Annotated in this window: 13 protein-coding genes; 7 read left to right on the plus strand and 6 right to left on the minus strand. The window is 76.7% G+C overall.

Annotation, left to right across the window (positions count from 1 at the left end; genetic code table 11):
* Positions 1-61 precede the first annotated feature (61 nt).
* From ACGFNF_RS00655 to ACGFNF_RS00670, 4 genes are all read right to left on the minus strand, one after another.
* Entirely contained in the window at positions 62-3,328 is a 3,267-nt protein-coding gene (locus tag ACGFNF_RS00655; protein WP_393164861.1) for an error-prone DNA polymerase, read from the minus strand.
* 780 nt (positions 3,329-4,108) lie between these two features.
* Positions 4,109-5,671, minus strand: a complete 1,563-nt coding sequence (locus tag ACGFNF_RS00660) for a DNA polymerase Y family protein (RefSeq protein WP_393164863.1) — start codon at positions 5,669-5,671, stop codon at positions 4,109-4,111.
* Positions 5,668-6,468 carry a hypothetical protein gene (locus ACGFNF_RS00665; RefSeq protein WP_393164865.1) on the minus strand — a complete coding sequence of 267 codons (801 nt, stop codon included), beginning with the start codon at positions 6,466-6,468 and terminating at the stop codon, positions 5,668-5,670. The genes ACGFNF_RS00660 and ACGFNF_RS00665 overlap by 4 nt, the downstream gene beginning before the upstream one ends.
* 86 nt (positions 6,469-6,554) lie before the next feature.
* On the minus strand, positions 6,555-7,004 hold the full coding sequence (locus ACGFNF_RS00670) for an SAV_6107 family HEPN domain-containing protein (protein WP_132236251.1): 450 nt from the start codon (positions 7,002-7,004) through the stop codon (positions 6,555-6,557).
* Between the two features lie 481 nt (positions 7,005-7,485).
* On the opposite strand from ACGFNF_RS00670, the gene ACGFNF_RS00675 reads away from it, so the two are divergent.
* The 7 genes from ACGFNF_RS00675 to ACGFNF_RS00705 all read left to right on the plus strand — a co-directional run bounded on the left by ACGFNF_RS00675 (position 7,486) and on the right by ACGFNF_RS00705 (position 14,053).
* Positions 7,486-8,571, plus strand: coding sequence for a DMT family transporter (locus ACGFNF_RS00675; protein ID WP_393164867.1), 1,086 nt, complete (start codon positions 7,486-7,488; stop codon positions 8,569-8,571).
* 34 nt (positions 8,572-8,605) lie between these two features.
* Positions 8,606-9,094 (plus strand): YbaK/EbsC family protein, encoded by a 489-nt coding sequence (locus ACGFNF_RS00680; RefSeq protein ID WP_311411600.1) that lies wholly within the window; start codon positions 8,606-8,608, stop codon positions 9,092-9,094.
* 100 nt (positions 9,095-9,194) lie between these two features.
* Positions 9,195-9,959 carry a monooxygenase gene (locus tag ACGFNF_RS00685; protein WP_393165318.1) on the plus strand — a complete coding sequence of 255 codons (765 nt, stop codon included), beginning with the start codon at positions 9,195-9,197 and terminating at the stop codon, positions 9,957-9,959.
* Positions 9,956-10,531 (plus strand): GNAT family N-acetyltransferase, encoded by a 576-nt coding sequence (locus ACGFNF_RS00690; protein WP_393164869.1) that lies wholly within the window; start codon positions 9,956-9,958, stop codon positions 10,529-10,531. The genes ACGFNF_RS00685 and ACGFNF_RS00690 overlap by 4 nt, the downstream gene beginning before the upstream one ends.
* On the plus strand, positions 10,528-11,430 hold the full coding sequence (locus ACGFNF_RS00695) for a carotenoid biosynthesis protein (protein ID WP_393164871.1): 903 nt from the start codon (positions 10,528-10,530) through the stop codon (positions 11,428-11,430). The genes ACGFNF_RS00690 and ACGFNF_RS00695 overlap by 4 nt, the downstream gene beginning before the upstream one ends.
* The gene (locus tag ACGFNF_RS00700; RefSeq protein WP_393164873.1) at positions 11,427-12,554 is read left to right on the plus strand and encodes a glycosyltransferase; all 1,128 of its coding nucleotides are present in this window, start codon (positions 11,427-11,429) and stop codon (positions 12,552-12,554) included. Before ACGFNF_RS00695 ends, ACGFNF_RS00700 begins: the two co-directional genes overlap by 4 nt.
* A gap of 11 nt (positions 12,555-12,565) precedes the next feature.
* A complete protein-coding gene (locus ACGFNF_RS00705; RefSeq protein WP_393164875.1) occupies positions 12,566-14,053 on the plus strand; it encodes a phytoene desaturase family protein in 1,488 nt (495 codons plus the stop codon).
* Positions 14,054-14,164: 111 nt separating this feature from the next.
* Here the strand turns inward: ACGFNF_RS00705 and ACGFNF_RS00710 are convergent, their stop codons facing one another.
* Both ACGFNF_RS00710 and metF read right to left on the minus strand, forming a co-directional pair.
* A complete protein-coding gene (locus tag ACGFNF_RS00710) occupies positions 14,165-14,854 on the minus strand; it encodes a CDP-alcohol phosphatidyltransferase family protein (RefSeq protein ID WP_393164877.1) in 690 nt (229 codons plus the stop codon).
* Between the two features lie 43 nt (positions 14,855-14,897).
* A complete protein-coding gene (gene metF, locus ACGFNF_RS00715; protein WP_393164879.1) occupies positions 14,898-15,815 on the minus strand; it encodes a methylenetetrahydrofolate reductase [NAD(P)H] in 918 nt (305 codons plus the stop codon).
* Positions 15,816-15,982 lie beyond the last annotated feature (167 nt).

A 15,982-nucleotide genomic window follows, 5' to 3' on the forward strand; every position in this document is an offset into this window, starting at 1 on the left:
CCCACGCGAGCTGGAGTGTCCCTCCATCCGGCCCGGAAAACCGTAATGTGGATCACTGCCGTCAGCGGAAGTCGCGCGAGGGCGGACTGACCGGGGGCTCGATGGCGTCCAGCCGGTCGGCGGTGAGGTTGATCACTCCCTCGTGCCGTTGCAGCCGCCCCCGCACCACCAGCGCGGCGCTCGTGCGGGCCACCCGCCGGTAGCGCTGCCACAGGCCCGGGGAGCAGGTGACGTTGAGCATCCCCGTCTCGTCCTCCAGGTTGAGGAAGGTGACCCCGCCGGCGGTCGCGGGCCGCTGCCGGTGGGTGACGATCCCGCCGACCCGGATGCGCCGCCCCGGTTCCACCCCGCCGAGCCGGGCGATCGGCACCGCGCCGAGCGCGTCGAGCCGGGGGCGGATGAAGCTCGCCGGGTGGCTCTCCGGTGACAACCCGGTCGCCCAGACGTCGGCGACCAGCCGTTCCACCGCCTCCATCCCGGGCAGGGTGGGCGCGGTCGCGCCGGTCACCGTGCCCGGCAGCCGGCCCGGCCGGTCCTGGGCCGCCGCGCCGGCGGCCCAGAGGGCCTGCCGCCGGGACAGCCCGAAACAGGCGAAGGCGTCCGCGGTGGCCAGCGCCTCCAGCTGCGCGGCGGTGAGACCCACGCGCCGGGCCAGGTCCGGCATGTCGCGGTACGGCCCGCGCGCCGCCCGCTCCGCCTCGATCCGCTCGGCCACCCCGTCGCCGAGGGTACGCACGCCGGAGAGCCCGAGCCGGACGGCGGGCCCGTTCAGCCCCCAGGCGTGTGGCGGCTCCCCCGGCGCGCTGCCCCACCGGGTCTGCGGGGTGGACTCCAGCACCGCCAGCGCGCCGCTGGCGTTGATGTCCGGCCGGCGCACCTCCACCCCGTGCCGGCGGGCGTCGTCGACAAGCGTCTGCGGCGAGTAGAAGCCCATCGGCTGGGCGTTGAGCAGCGCGGCCAGGAACGGCCCCGGGTGGTAGCGCTTGAGCCAGGAGCTGGCGTAGACCAGGTAGGCGAAGCTCATCGCGTGGCTCTCCGGGAAGCCGTAGCTGGCGAACGCGGAGAGCTTGTGGAAGACGTCGTCGGCCAGCTCGCCGGTGATGCCCCGCTCCGCCATGCCCGCGTAGAGCCGGTCGGCGATGCGGGCCATCCGCTCGGCGGAACGCTTCGCGCCCATCGCCCGGCGCAGCTGGTCGGCGCCAGCGGCGTCGAAGCCCGCCAGGTCGATCGCGAGCTGCATCAGCTGCTCCTGGAACAGCGGCACGCCGAGGGTCTTCTCCAGCGCGTTGCGCATCAGCGGGTGCGGGTAGGTCACCGGCTCCTGGCCGTTCTTGCGCCGGATGTACGGGTGCACCGAGCCGCCCTGGATCGGGCCGGGCCGGATCAGCGCCACCTCGACCACCAGGTCGTAGAACTCGCGGGGCTTCAACCGGGGCAGGGTGGCCATCTGGGCGCGGCTCTCCACCTGGAACACCCCGACCGAGTCGGCCCGGCAGAGCATGTCGTAGACCTCGGGATCGTCCAGCGTCATGTCCCCGAGGTCCAGGCTCATCCCGATCATGTCGTAGCCGTAGTGCAGCGCGGAGAGCATGCCGAGCCCGAGCAGGTCGAACTTGACCAGGCCGACGGCGGCGCAGTCGTCCTTGTCCCACTGGAGCACGCTGCGGCCCGGCATCCGCCCCCACTCCACCGGACAAACCTCGATCACCGGCCGGTCGCAGATCACCATGCCGCCGGAGTGGATGCCCAGGTGCCGGGGGAACGTCTGCAACTCGTTGGCGTACGCGACCACCTGCTCGGGGATGTCCGCCACGTCGACGGCCGCCACCGACCCCCAGCGGTCGATCTGCTTGCTCCAGGCGTCCTGCTGGCCGGGCGAGAACCCGAACGCCTTGGCCACGTCCCGCACCGCCGAGCGGGGCCGGTAGGAGATGACGTTGGCGACCTGGGCGGCGTGCTCCCGGCCGTACCGGGCGTAGACGTGCTGGATCACCTCCTCCCGGCGGTCGGACTCGATGTCGACGTCGATGTCGGGCGGGCCGTCGCGCTCCGGGGCGAGGAAGCGCTCGAAGAGCAGCCGGTGCCGGACGGCGTCCACGTTGGTGATCCGCAGCGCGTAGCAGACCGCCGAGTTGGCCGCCGAGCCCCGCCCCTGGCAGTAGATGTCCTGCTCGCGGCAGAACGTGACGATGTCGTAGACCACCAGGAAGTAGCCGGGGAAGCCCAGCTCCTCGATCATGTTCAGCTCGTGGTCGAGCTGCGCGTACGCCCTCGGGTGCGCCTCGGGCGGGCCGTAGCGCTCGCGGGCGCCGGCGCGGGTCAGGTGGCGCAGCCAGCTCATCTCGGTGTGCCCCGGCGGCACCGGGTACGCCGGCAGCCGCGGCGCGACGAGCTGGAGGTCGAAGGCGAGCTCGGCGCCGAACTCGGCGGCCCGTGCCACCGCCCCCGGGTAGGCGGCGAACCGGGCCGCCATCTCGGCGCCGCCGCGCAGGTGGGCGGTGCCGGCGGCGGGCAGCCAGCCGTCGATCTCGTCCAGGCTGCGCCGGGCCCGGACGGCCGCAACGGTGGTGGCCAGCCGCCGCCGGCCCGGCGTGGCGTAGTGCACGTTGTTGGTGGCCACCGTGGGCAGGCCGGCCGCCGCCGCCAGCTCGGCGAGCGCGTCGTTGCGGTCGGCGTCCACCGGGTGCCCGTGGTCGGTCAGCTCCACCGCCACCGTCTCCGCGCCGAACAGGGCGGTCAGCCGGTCCAGCTCGCGGGCCGCCGCGTCCACCCCCTCGGTGAGCAGCGCCGACGGCACGTGCCCCTTGCGGCAGCCGGTGAGCACCAGCACGTGGTCACGCAACTGCTCGGCGATCTCCTCCAGCTCGCCGTAGACCGGGCGGCCCTTCTCTCCGCCGCGCAGCTGGGCGCGGGCGATGGTCGAGGCGAGCCGGGCGTACCCCTCGTGGCCGTGGGCGAGCAACAGCAGGTGCCGCCCGAGCGGGTCGGGCTCGCCGTTCTGCGGGCCGGGCAGCTCCAGGGAGAGTTCGGCGCCGAAGATCGTCGGCAGGTGCAGCGCGCGGGCCGCCTCGGCGAAGCGCACCACCCCGTAGAAGCCGTCGTGGTCGGTGACGGCGAGCGCGGTGAGGCCCAGCCGGGCCGCCTCCTCGGCCAGTTCCTCCGGGTGGCTGGCACCGTCGAGGAAGCTGAAGTTGGTGTGCGCGTGCAACTCGGCGTACGGCACCGCGTTGTCGGGGCGGGCCACCTCGGGCGGCTGGTAGTGCTCCCGCCTGCGGCTCCAGGCGGGAGAGTCGCCGCCGTCGGCGTCCACGGCCAACGGGTCGACCACGTGCAGGTGCCGCTCGTCGCGCCCCCGGCTGCCCTCCCCGGCCCGCCCCTCCCCCGGCCCGCCCGCATCCCCTCGTTCCGCCCCCGGCCGCCCCGCACCCGCTCGGCCCACACCCGACCGCCCCGCCTCCGGCCGGCCCGCACTCGACGCACCCGCACTCGACCGATCCTCGCCTGTCGCCTCCGCGCCCACGCCCGGTCGACCCGCGTCCACACCAGACCGCTCCTCGCCCGACGCCTCCGCGCCCACGCCCGGCCGGCCCATGCCCGGCTGGCCCACGCCTGTCCCGCCCGCACCCGGTCGAGCCGCGCCCACACCAGATCGCTCCTTGCCCGAGGCCCCCGCACCCACGCCCGGCCGGCCCACGCCCGTCCCGCCCGCACCCGGCCGGCCCGTGCCCGTCCCGCCCCCACTCAGCCGGCCCGTGCCCGTCCCGCCCGCACCCGGCCGGCCCGTGCCCGATCGGCCGGTGCCGGATTCCCGACCGGAGAGCACACGCTCCAACTCCGACCAGGGCAGCTTCGGGTTATGGAAGCTCATCAGAGCCCCTCCGGGCGGGCAGCCGGAGAGATCTTGGTGAGTTTGAGCCCCTGGAGGGGCCGAAACTCACCAAGATCCGAGAGCCTGCGTCCGGCGGTCCCGTCAACGGGGCAACTCGACAGCGTCAGCGGGGCAGCCGGCGAAGCCTCACGCCGGCCGAGCCGACCCGCCGGCAGGGCGTCGGGGCGAGCGGGGCGGCGGGGGCGGGGCGGGGGCCTGTCGAGGACCGCGGGCGGGCGCTCAGTCATAGATCGCCTCCACCAGCCACCGCCCGGCCTCGACGGCGAGCAGCAGGGCCGTACCGTCGGCGAGGCAGACCTGGAACCGGGCTCGGCGGCGGGCCTCGGCCGGCGCCCACCAACGCTCGTCGACCGGCCAGGGACCGGCCCAGCCGACGATCTCGACCGGCCGGGCGGCGCCCACGGTCAGCCGGGCCGGCTCGGCGCTGACCTGGAGCCGCGCGCTGACCTCGACCGGTTCACCGGCGGCGTCGTGCACGACCGCGGCGAGCGGGTCGGGCAGCACCACGGCCGGCGCTGGTGGCGGCAGGCGGCCCGGCCACGGCGGCGGGACGGGCCGGGCCGGAAGGCGTTCGTCGCCCCACGGCACCAGGCGCACCTGGTCGGCCGGCGAGCGCCCGCCGCCGAGCACCGCGGTGACGACCGCCTCGGGGCCGAGGATGCCCTGCACCCGGCTCAACGCCCGGTGCGCCCGCTCCCGCTCCTCGCCGGTCTCCCCCCACAGGCCGGGTTGCAGGCCGGCCTGCGCGACCACCCCGTCCGGGACCAGCCGCAGCCGGATGATGCCCGCCGTCGGGCGGGTCGGGCGGGTACCGGCCCGGCCGGTGCTGCCGGACAGCCAGCCGTCGAGCTGCCAGCGCACCCGGTCGGCGATGGCCGCGGCGGTGAGCAGCCCGTCGTGCCGCCAGACCCGGTGCAGTTCCTGGCCGTGCGCGGTGACCGCCTCGATGCCGAGACGGGTGCAGGCCAGCCCGTGCGCGGCGAGCCGGTCGTGCAGCCGTTCGGCCAGTGCCCGGGCGGCGAAGGCCGCCGCGTCGACCCGGTCGAGCGGCTCGTCGTGATCGGCGGTGACCGCGAGGTCGACCGGGGGTTGCCGGACCGCGAGCGGACGGTGGTCCCGCCCGGCCGCCAGCCGGTGGGCCAACGCACCGTCGAAGCCGAACCGGGCCAGCACGTCGCCGGCGGGCAGCGCGGCGAAGTCGCCCAGGGTGCGTACGCCGAGCCGGCGCAGCAGGTCGGCCAGGGCCGGGCGGCCGAGCGCCTCCACCGGCAGGCCGGCGAGGAACCCCGGTGTCTCGCCGGGCGGAACGACCCGTCCGTCGCGGGCGGCCAGCCCGGCGGCGAAGACCCCGTCGGCGATGCCGACCTGGCTCTCCACCGCGCAGGCCTGGGCGACGTGCTCGACGATCCGCTCGGCGGCCGCCTCCTCACCCCCGAGGTAGCGGCTCGGCCCCCGGGCCGCCACCGCGCACGCGCCGGGGCGTACCACCTCGACGCCGGCGACCAGTTCCTCGACGGCGGCGACCACCGGTTCGAACGCCCGGGCGTCCCGTCCGGGGTCGTACTCGACGGCGGTGAGCTGGGGGCATCGGCCCTGGGCCTCCCGTTTGCGCAGCCCTCGGCGCACCCCTTCGGCGCGGGCCCGCTCGGAGCAGGCGACCACCCGGTTGGCGTGCAGCACGGCGACCGCGTCGGTGGCCGGCACTCCGTCGACGATCTCCGCGGCGAGCACCGGCCAGTCCGGGCACCAGAGCAGCAGGGTCCGCACGGGCGCGGCGGTCACGTCGGACCGACCAGGGTGAGCGCGGCGCGACGGGACGGGGCGGTGGGCCCGGAGGCGACGGCCGGGCCGACCTGGTGGAGCCGGCCGGCCGTCGACCGGCCGGTGGCGGAGACGGCGGTGGCGGGAGCGGAGCGGGGAATGACCCGGGTGAGCCCGTCCCCGGGCAGCCAGACCTTGACCTCCTTGGGGCGGGCGGCGGCCCCGCGGCCCCGCGCGGAGACGGTGACCTCGCGGCGACGCAGCCGGCCCCGCCCCTGCCCGAGCCCCTCCCAGGCGCCCCTGACCACCTGGAGGGTCACGTCCGCGCCGTCCCACCGCCCGTACGGGACGAGGACGCTGCCGCGCTGCCGGGCCCGGGCGGCCAGCCGGTTGGCGACCGAGGCGGAGACCGTCGTCGGCACGGCGGCGACCACGACGTCCACCCCGTCGATCAGCGCGGCGATGACGGTGGCCCATTCCGGGCCCGGGTGGGGCACCAGGGCGAGCCGGTCCAGGGCGATGCCCAACTCGGCGGCGGCGCCCGCCCCGAACGTCGGTACCCCGACCACGGCGCACCACGAGCCGGCCCGGGACGCCTCGGCGAGCAACGCCAGGACCAGCGAGGTGCCGCCGCTGCGCCGGGGCTGGCCGGTGGCGACCGCGATCGTGCTGCCCCGTCGCAATCCCCGGTTGGGCAGCAGCCCGGTCAACTCGGGGGCCACCGGCAACAGTCGGTGACCGGTCGCCGGGTCCGGCGCGCTCGCCGGGCGCACCAGAGCGGCCAGTGCGGCGGAACCGACCACCATCCGGCCCGCCATCGGACCTACCCCCCGTCGTGCTGTCGGATCAGACGTGCGCGTGCCGCGCCGGGCCCCGGTCGTCGCCGGCTGGCCGGGTGCCCGGGTCAGGCCGCGAGGCCGTCGAGTGCCGGTTGGTGGGCCACGCCGAGCGCGGCCTCCACGACCGTGACGAACTGCTCGGCGGAGCGCAGCAGGTCGTCGGCCTCCCGGGCGGTCACGACCCGTGGGATGCCGGCCTCGGCGGCGGCCCGCTTGCCGGCGCCGAGTGCGAAGAACCGGGCCCACTCGTCGAGCTCGGGGGCGACACCGGAGAGCAGGATCCAGACGCTGGTCACCCGGTGGCGCCGGGTGGGGGCGGGACGCGCCCGGGCGGCGAGCACGGCCGCGGCCGCGCGGAGCGCGGCCAGGTGGGCGGCGGCGTAGCGGAGGCCGTCGGGACGGGTCTGGGCGGCCTCGGCCAGCCCGCGCCGGGCCACCGCGAGAAGCTGGGCGGGGGTGCGGTGCGGCAGCACGTGCGCCGGCACCGTCGGTGCCTGAGCCGGGTTGGTCGGCATGGGACTGTCTCCTCCACGTGGCCGAGGCGACGCACCGGAGACGGCCCTGGGCCGCCGGCGGGACGCCGGGTCGAGTGGTGCGGAGGAAGACGCACCGGTGGGGTGGCCGGCCGGGTGTGGACGCTTCCCCACACCACACCCGGCCGGCGTTACCGGCGGGTTCGTCGCCCGCCGCCCGGGGGTCGTGGGCGGCGGGCGACGCTCCTGCCTGACGGGCCCGGACTCGCGACTGCCCGGGACCCAGGTGCGGCCCGCGGAGCCGCACCGCCCGGAGCCGCGCCGCGAAACACCGCCCCGGATGGTTGGAACGGGCGTTCGAGGCAATCGAACACTCGTTCTAACTGCTGCTGACAGTACACCCTCCCTCCGACGAAAATGCAACGTGTGACGCGCGGACCTCGGACGACGTACGCAGGTGCCGGCTCCGGGCGTACGCCACCGCGGTCGGCGGCGGAGAGGGCCGCGGCGGTAGCCTCCGCCCGTGACCACCCCCCGCCCCGTCCTCGGGGTCGCCATGGTGCTCACCTCGGCCGGGCTCTTCGCCGTCAACGGCACCGTCTCCAAGCTGGTGCTCCGCGCCGGCCTGGACGCCCCGCAGCTCACCCTGCTGCGCGCCGTCGGTGCCGTCACCGGGCTGCTGGTGCTGAGCCTGCTGCTGCGTCCGGGGGCCCGCCGGCTCCGGGCCACCCCCGGCCAGCTGCCGCTGCTGATCGGGTACGGGCTGGCCGGGTTCTTCGCCGTACCGATGCTCTACTTCGTCGCCATCTCCCGGCTGCCGGTCGGGATCGGGCTGCTGTTCGAGTACACCGCCCCGCTGCTGGTCGCCCTCTGGGCCCGGTTCGGTCAGCGCCACCGGGTGCGCCCGCGGCTCTGGGCCGGTCTGGCGTTGAGCCTGGTCGGCCTCGGCTGCGTGGCCGAGGTGTGGGGCGAACTGAAGCTGGACGGCCTCGGCGTGCTCGCCGGTCTCGGGGCCGCGGTCTTCCTCGCCGCCTACTACGTGCTCGGCGCACACGGAACGGCGCGCCGGGACACGTTGTCGCTGTGCACCTGGGCGTTCGGCGCCTCCGCCGTGGCGGGCCTGCTCACCCGCGCGGTCACCGCTGGCACCGGCGGCTGGGAGCCGCTGGCCGCCGACACCGAGGGGGGCGTGCCCGTGGCGCTGCTCTGCGCGTACACGGTGGTGCTCGGCTCGATCGCGCCGTACCTGCTGGTGGCCGGGGCGATGCGGCACCTCCCCGCGACCAGCGTCGGGATCATCGGCATGGCCGAGCCGGTGCTCGCCTCGGCGGTCGCCTGGGTCGTGATCGGCCCCGGTGAGGCGCTCAACACCGCCCAGCTCACCGGCGGGCTCCTGGTGCTGGTGGGCGTCGCGCTGGCCGAGACGGCCCGGGTCGCCCCGGCCCGGGCCACCGCGCCGCCCACCCCGGACACAGGGCCACCCACCCCGGACACAGGGCCGCCCGCCCAGGGCACCGTGCCGCCCGCCCCGGACGCCGCCACCGTCCCGACCGGAGCCGACCGGACGGCGTCCCGCCCCGCCCGGCCGAGGTCCGGCACGGCCGGCTGAGCCGCCGACCGGCGTACCGGGAAGAATGGTCGACATGCAGCCACACCCGAACGTGCGGGCGGTGCAGGACGTGCTCGACGCCGCGGGCGCCCGGGACGGATCCGGCGCGCCGAGCCTCGTCCGCCTGCTGCCCGACGCGGTCCACACCGCCGCTGCCGCCGCCGAGTCGCTCGGCGTCGCGGTCGGGCAGATCGCCAACTCGCTCGTCTTCGAGGCGGACGGCGCGCCGCTGCTGGTGCTCACCTCCGGCGCGCACCGGGTGGACACCGCCGGCCTGGCCGCGTCCATCGGGGTCGGCCGGCTGCGCCGGGCCACCCCGGAGTTCGTCCGCGCGCACACCGGGCAGGTGATCGGCGGGGTCGCCCCGGTCGGCCACCCGCGCCCGTTGCGCACCCTGGTGGACACCGCCCTGGAGTCGTACGACGAGATCTGGGCGGCCGGCGGCGTGCCGCAGGCGGTCTTCCCCACCACGTACCCGGAGCTGCTGCGGGTCACCGGCGGCGTCCCGACCGGGGTGGCGTGAGCGAGCGGAGCGAGCGAACCATGGGGCTCAGCAGCGTGGCGCCTCGCGCCGCCGTGGAGCGGAGCGAGGCGGTGGCGTGAGCGAGCGGAGCGAGCAAACCATGGGGCTCAGCAGCGAGCGGAGCGTGGGGGCCGACGTCCCGGAGCTGGTCACCCTGCACGTGTGGCGCACCTCCCGCGCCGCGCTGCCCCGGGCGTTGACCCGGATGGCGCTCGACCCCCGCCGGCTGCGGGCCGTGCCCGGCGTGCGGTTCGGCAAGCTGCTCGGCACCGGGACCGGCACCGGCTTCGGGCCGGGCGACGCCGACCTCACCCGGTGGGCGGCGCTGACCGTGTGGGACTCCCCCGCCGCCGCGGCCGGCTTCGACGGCTCGCCGGTGGGGCGCGCCTGGGCGCGGATCGCCCGCGCGTCCGTCCGGGTCGACCTGCGCCCGCTGAGCAGCCGGGGCGAGTGGTCGGGGCGCCGGCCGTTCGGGGAGCCGCCCGGCGGCCGGGTCACCGGCCCGGTGCTGGCGCTGACCCGGGCCCGGCTGCGGCCCCGTCGGGCGGCCACCTTCTGGCGGGCGATCCCACCGGTGGCCGCCGCGTTGCACGCCGCGCCCGGCCTGCTGGCCCGCTTCGGCGTCGGCGAGGCCCCGCTGGGCTGGCAGGGCACGGTGAGCGTGTGGCGCGCCCCGGCGGACCTCGTGGCGTTCGCGTACCGTCACCCGGAGCACCGGGCGGCGATCATGCGGACCCCCACCGCGGGGTGGTACGCGGAGGAGCTCTTCGCGCGGTTCGAGGTGCGCGACGTGGTGGGTGACCGGGCGGTGCTGGGGTGGGTCGCGGACGGCGACCCGGGAGCGGCGGAGGGTGTACGGGCATGAGGTTGGTGCGGTGGACGCCGGACGATCTCGTCCGACGGCTGGACGACGTGGTGGCCGTCTACGGCGAGGCGATGGGCTACCGCCCTGAGCTGCTGGAGTCCCGACGCGGCTACATCGCCACCCACGTACGCCGGCCCGGCTTCCGCGCCGTCGCCAGCCTGACCAGCGAGGGCCACCTGGCCGGCTTCGGCTACGGCTACCTGGGCGGCTCCGGGCAGTGGTGGCACGACCAGGTCTGGCGGGCACTGGACGCCGCGACCCGGCAGCGCTGGCTGACCCACTGCTTCGAGGTGGTGGAGCTGCACGTCCGCCCGCCCGCGCAGGGGCACGGCCTGGGCGCGCGGCAGCTGCGGGCCCTGCTCAGCCTGGCGGAGGGGACGACCACGCTGCTCTCCACCCCCGAGGCCGACGAACAGCGGTCCCGGGCCTGGCGGCTGTACCGCCGGTTCGGCTTCGCCGACGTCCTGCGCGACTTCCACTTCCCCGGCGACGAGCGCCCGTTCGGCGTGCTCGGCCGGGACCTGCCGCTGGAGCCCCCGACACCCACCCCGCCCGGCCGGCCCGTGCCATGACCCGACGGCTGTCCTGGGCGCTGCTGGCCGTGCTGGTGCTGGCGCAGATCTGCTACCCGCTGACCACCGGGGAGACCCGGGCCCGGCTGACCGTCGCCACCGTCGTGCTCGGCTACCTGCTCTCGGTCGGCCACGCGCTGCTCAGCCGGGGCCCGCGTACGGCGGCGGCGCTGGTCGCGGTGGCCACGGTCGGCGGGTTCGCCATCGAGGCGCTCGGCGTGGCCACCGGCTTCCCGTTCGGCAGCTACGACTACTCCGGCGAGCTGGGGCCGAAGCTGGCCGGGGTGCCGCTGATCATCCCGCTGGCCTGGACCTGGATGGCCTGGCCGGCCTGGCTGGCCGCCACCCGGCTGACCGGCGGCGACGCCGGTGCCAGGCCGAGCGCCGGGGACGGGCCGAGCGCCGGGGACGGGCCGAGCGCCGGGGACGGGCCGGGGCGCCGGGGCTGGCGGTTCCCCGTCCGGCGGATCGCGCTGGCCGCCGTCGGGCTGGCCGCCTGGGACCTCTTCCTCGACCCGCAGATGGTGGCCGAGGGCTACTGGGTCTGGCGGGACGCCACCCCCGCACTGCCCGGCCTGCCCGGCATCCCGGTGAGCAACTACCTGGGCTGGCTGCTCTTTGCCGTGCTGATGATGAGCGCGCTGCGCCCGCTGGCCGGGCCCGCCGTGGCCACCACCGACGGGCGGGACGGCCCGATGTTCGCGCTCTGGCTGTGGACGTACTTCTCCAGCGTGCTGGCCCACGCGGTCTTCCTCGACCTGCCCGCCTCGGCCCTGTGGGGCGCGGTCGGCATGTCGGTGGCCGCCGTGCCGCTGGCGGTCACGCTGGTCCGCTCCCGCCGCGACGACCGGCACGGGCCCCGTCAGCCGCAGCGCCCCGGCGTCGACGCGACGGCATGACCGCCGTCCTCGCGCTGCTGCTCGGCGTCGCCGCGCTGACCGCGCACACCCTGCTCAACGCCGGCCGCTGGCTGCGCCGCCCGGCCGAACGGCCGGCGCCGGTCACCGAGCCGGTGGCGGTGCTGCTGCCGCTGCGCGACGAGGCCGCGCGGGTCACCCCGTGCCTGCGCGCGCTGCTCGCCCAGCGGGGCGTGCCGCGGCTGCGCGTGGTGGTGCTCGACGACGGGTCGACCGACGGCACCGCGGACGTGGTCCGCGCGGTGGCGGGCGACGACCCCCGGGTCACCCTGCTCGACGGGGTCGCCCCGCCGCCGGACTGGCTGGGCAAGCCGCACGCCTGCTGGCAGCTGGCCACCCGGGCCGACCCCGCGGCGACCGCGCTGGTCTTCGTCGACGCCGACGTGGTGCTCGCCCCGGACGCGGTCGCGGCGGCCGTCACCGAGCTGCGCGCCGCGCGGGTGACGCTGCTGTCGCCGTACCCCCGGATCCTGGTGGCGACGGTGGCCGACCGGCTGGTCCAGCCGCTGTTGCAGTGGCTGTGGCTCACCTTCCTGCCGCTGCGGGCGATGGAGCGCTCGCGGCGGCCGTCGCTGGCCGCCGCCGGCGGGCAGTTCCTGGTGGTGGACCGGGCCGGCTACGAGGCCGCCGGCGGGCACGCCGTGGTGGCCGGGCAGATCCTGGAGGACGTCGAGCTGGCCCGCGCGGTCAAGCGGGCCGGCGGCCGGATCGCCCTCGCCGACGGCTCGCGGCTGGCCGCCTGCCGGATGTACGAGGACTGGCCGCAGCTGCGCGACGGGTACTCGAAGTCGCTCTGGGCGACCTTCGGCAACCCGGGCGCGGCGGCCGCCGTGGTGGCCCTGCTGCTCCTGCTCTACACCGCTCCCCCGCTGCTGGCGGTCGTCGCCCTGGCCGCCGGCGCGCCGACGGTGGCCGCCGCGGCGCTCGCCGCCTACCTGCTCGGGGTCACCGGGCGGGCGGTCAGCGCCCGGGCGACCGGGGGCCGGTGGTGGCCCGACGCGCTGGCACACCCCGTGTCGGTCGTGGTCCTCGGTTGGCTGACCCTGCGGTCGTACCATCTGCGGAAGCGGCGTCGCCTGTCCTGGCGCGGCCGCCCCGTCACCTAGGGAGGCGCGGCATGGCGCGGATCGTGGTCGTCGGCGCCGGAGTGGGAGGGCTGGCCACCGCCGCCCGGCTGGCCGCCACCGGGCACCAGGTCACCGTGCTCGAACGCGCGGGCACCGTCGGTGGCAAGCTCGGCCGGTACGTCCGCGACACGCCGGCGGGCGCGTTCCACTTCGACACCGGGCCGAGCCTGCTCACCCTGCCCGACGTCTTCCACGACCTGTTCGAGGCGACCGGCGCGAAGCTCGACGAGTACCTGGACCTGGCGCCGGTGGACCCGATCGTGCGGCACGTCTTCCCCGGCGGCGGCCCGGCCCTCGACTCGTGCGCGGACCCGGCCGAGTTCGCCGCCCGGATCGGCGCGGCCTTCGGCGACCGGGCCGCCGCGGACTGGCAGCGGCTGTGGCGCCGGGCCGCGCGGGTGTGGCAGGCCTCGCACCGGGACATCCTGCGCCGCCCGATCGACTCCCCGCTGGACCTGGCCGCGCTGGCCTGGCGGCTGGGCGACCTGGCCGCCATCGGCCCGGGCCGGACGCTGCGCGGGCTGGGCCGGCGACACCTGTCCGATCCCCGGCTGCGGATGCTGCTGGACCGGTACGCCACCTACACGGGCGCCGACCCGCGCCGGGCGCCGGCCGCGCTGGTCGCCGTGCCCTACGCCGAGCTGACCTTCGGCGGCTGGTACCTGCGCGGCGGGCTGGGCACGCTCGCCGACGCGCTGCTGACCCGCTGCCTGGACCTCGGCGTGGTCGTGCGGACCGGCGCCACGGTCACCCGGATCGACGCCGCGGGCGGGCGGGTGCACGGCGTACGCCTGCGCGGCGTCACCGCCCCGGTCCCCGCCGACGTGGTGGTGGCCAACGTCGACGCGCTCACCCTCTACCGGGACCTGCTGCCCAGCCCGCGCCGGCTGGCCGGGCTGACCGACCGCAGCCTGGCCGGTTTCGTGCTGCTGCTCGGCCTGACCGGGGACTCCGGGCTGGCCCACCACAACGTGTTCTTCCCCGGCGACTACGACGCCGAGTTCGACGCGGTCTTCGGCCACCCGGGGCGCGGCGTGCGGGCCCGGCCGGCGGCGGATCCCACCGTCTTCGTCACCGTGGCCGACGACCCGGTGGTCCGGCCGGCCGGCCACGAGGCGTGGTTCGTGCTGGTCAACGCACCCCGGCACGGCACCGCCACCGGTGCCGTCGACTGGCGCCGGCCCGGCCTCGCCGAGGCGTACGCCGACCGGGTCCTCGACGTGCTGGCCGAGCGCGGCGTCGACGTGCGGGACCGGCTGGTGTTCCGGGAGGTCCGCACCCCGGCCGACCTGGACGACGCGACCGGCGCGCCCGGCGGATCGATCTACGGCACCGCCGGCGGCCTGCTGCGCCCGGCCAACCGGGGGCCGGCGCACGGGCTGTGGCTGGTCGGCGGCTCCAGCCACCCGGGCGGTGGCCTGCCGATGGTGACCCTCTCCGCCCAGATCGTCGCCGACGACATCGGCCCCGCCTGGTAGCACCTTCGGGTGTAAGGAAGGGCACCTTGTCAACGCCTGAGGTAGCGGAAGGGCCCCTTCCTCACACCACGGCACCCCGGTCAGAGGCCGTCCGGACGGGCCGGTGCGCGGTCAGCCGGCGTCGATCAGGGCGCGGCGGACGGCGGAGAGCAGCTGGCCGAGGCCGAACCCGGCCAACAGCACCCAGACGGCGGTCGCCATGGTGATCGTGCCCGCCGCCAGGTCCGGCTCGATCAGCCCGGTCAGCCCGGCCAGCAGCAGCCCCACCAGGGCCACCGAGACCCGGGTGGGGCGCTCCCCCACGGTCACCGCGCCGAGTTCCCGCATGCCGGCGGAGACCGCCCGGGCGCGGACGTACTCGTGCAGCCAGGAGAGCGCGCCGGCGGTCACCACGAGCGCCCCCGGCGCGCCGACCAGCCAGAACGCGGCCAGCCAGGCGACCTCGCCGAGCCGGTCGGCCAGCGAGTCGTAGACGTAGCCGAGCCGGGTGGTCCGGTTCGTGGCCACCGCCACCGCGCCGTCGACGCTGTCCGCCACCGCGGCGAGCAGCACGAACAGCGCCGCGAGGAAGGGGCCGTCCTGCGGCCGTACGGCGAACAGCGGCACGCAGGCGCAGAGCAGCACGCCGACCACGGTGACCGGGGTCGGGCCGACCCGCAGCCGGCCCAGCACGAACCCGACGTGGTAGGCGAACCGCAGCCAGGCGCGGACGACGGGGGCCGCCGCCCGGGGGTCGAAGCCCCCGTGCAGCCGTGCCCAGGCCGTGGCGTACTCGTCCCAGTTCAGCTGTGTGCCCACCACGGAACAACCGTCGCACCGCCGCTCAGGTGTCGCGGCACCGGGGTCACACCCGCGCGTCGACCTGGAGGTTCTGCCACACCTCGCGGGTGGCGGTGGAGCGGTTGAGGGTGATGAAGTGGATTCCCGGCACGCCCTCGTCGAGCAGCCGCCGGCACATCTCGCTGGCCTGCTCGACGCCGAGCCGGCGCACCGCCTCCGGGTCGTCGGCGACCTTCGCGAACCGCTCGGCCAGGGCCGGCGGGAAGGGCGCCCCCGAGAGCTGCGTGGAGCGCTCGATGGTGCCGATCTGGGTCACCGGCATCACGCCGGCCAGGATCGGGGTGTCGCAGCCGCTGGCGGCGACCCGGTCGCGCAGCCGCAGATAGTCGTCGGCGTCGAAGAACATCTGGGTGATCGCGAAGTCGGCGCCGGCCCGGCACTTGCGCACGAAGTGCTCGGTGTCGCTGTCGACGTCGGGTGACCGCGGGTGCTTGAAGGGGAAGGCCGCCACCCCGACGCTGAAGTCGCCGGCGTCGCGCACCAGGCGGACCAGGTCCTCGGCGTAGAGCACGCCCTCGGGGTGGCGCACCCAGTCGCCGCCCGGGTCGCCCGGCGGGTCGCCCCGCACGGCGAGCACGTTGCGCACCCCGACGCCGGCGAGCCGGCCGATGACGTGGCGCAGCTCGGCCACGGAGTGGTTGACCGCGGTCAGGTGGGCCATCGGCAGCAGGGTGGTCTCGGTGGCGATCCGCTCGGTGACCGCGACGGTGGTGTCGCGGGTCGACCCGCCCGCGCCGTAGGTGATCGAGACGAACGACGGGCGCAGCGACTCCAGCTCGCGGATCGCCTGCCACAGCAGCCGCTCGCCCTGCGGGGTCTTGGGCGGGAAGAACTCGAAGGAGAAGGTCGGCTGGCGGTCACGGATGAGCTCCCCGATCGCCGGCTGCGGATTGGGGAAGACCGATGGAAGACCGAGCGCCACGCCCCGACTCTAGCGGGCCGGGCCCTCCGGGCCGAGACCTTCCCACACTGGTGGACGAGGACCGCACGACCGCCGGCCCCGCCGGGGGCCGGAAAGCGTCGTACCCCCGGAGTAGTCATGGGGTTGCGCGGGGTGGGCCCGGCCGGAGGCCGACCCGCCGGGGGCAC

The sequence above is a fragment of the Micromonospora sp. NPDC048868 genome, from assembly GCF_043198195.1.
GTDB classification, from domain to species: Bacteria; Actinomycetota; Actinomycetes; order Mycobacteriales; family Micromonosporaceae; genus Micromonospora; species Micromonospora reichwaldensis.

Bases quoted from the DNA above. Each gene is read 5' to 3' on its own strand.
- ACGFNF_RS00665 (WP_393164865.1), bottom strand. From the start codon at position 6,468: ATGGCGGGCCGGATGGTGGTCGGTTCCGCCGCACTGGCCGCTCTGGTG.
- ACGFNF_RS00670 (WP_132236251.1), bottom strand. From the start codon at position 7,004: ATGCCGACCAACCCGGCTCAGGCACCGACGGTGCCGGCGCACGTGCTG.
- ACGFNF_RS00680 (WP_311411600.1), top strand. From the start codon at position 8,606: ATGCAGCCACACCCGAACGTGCGGGCGGTGCAGGACGTGCTCGACGCC.
- ACGFNF_RS00685 (WP_393165318.1), top strand. From the start codon at position 9,195: ATGGGGCTCAGCAGCGAGCGGAGCGTGGGGGCCGACGTCCCGGAGCTG.
- ACGFNF_RS00690 (WP_393164869.1), top strand. From the start codon at position 9,956: ATGAGGTTGGTGCGGTGGACGCCGGACGATCTCGTCCGACGGCTGGAC.
- ACGFNF_RS00695 (WP_393164871.1), top strand. From the start codon at position 10,528: ATGACCCGACGGCTGTCCTGGGCGCTGCTGGCCGTGCTGGTGCTGGCG.
- ACGFNF_RS00700 (WP_393164873.1), top strand. From the start codon at position 11,427: ATGACCGCCGTCCTCGCGCTGCTGCTCGGCGTCGCCGCGCTGACCGCG.
- ACGFNF_RS00705 (WP_393164875.1), top strand. From the start codon at position 12,566: ATGGCGCGGATCGTGGTCGTCGGCGCCGGAGTGGGAGGGCTGGCCACC.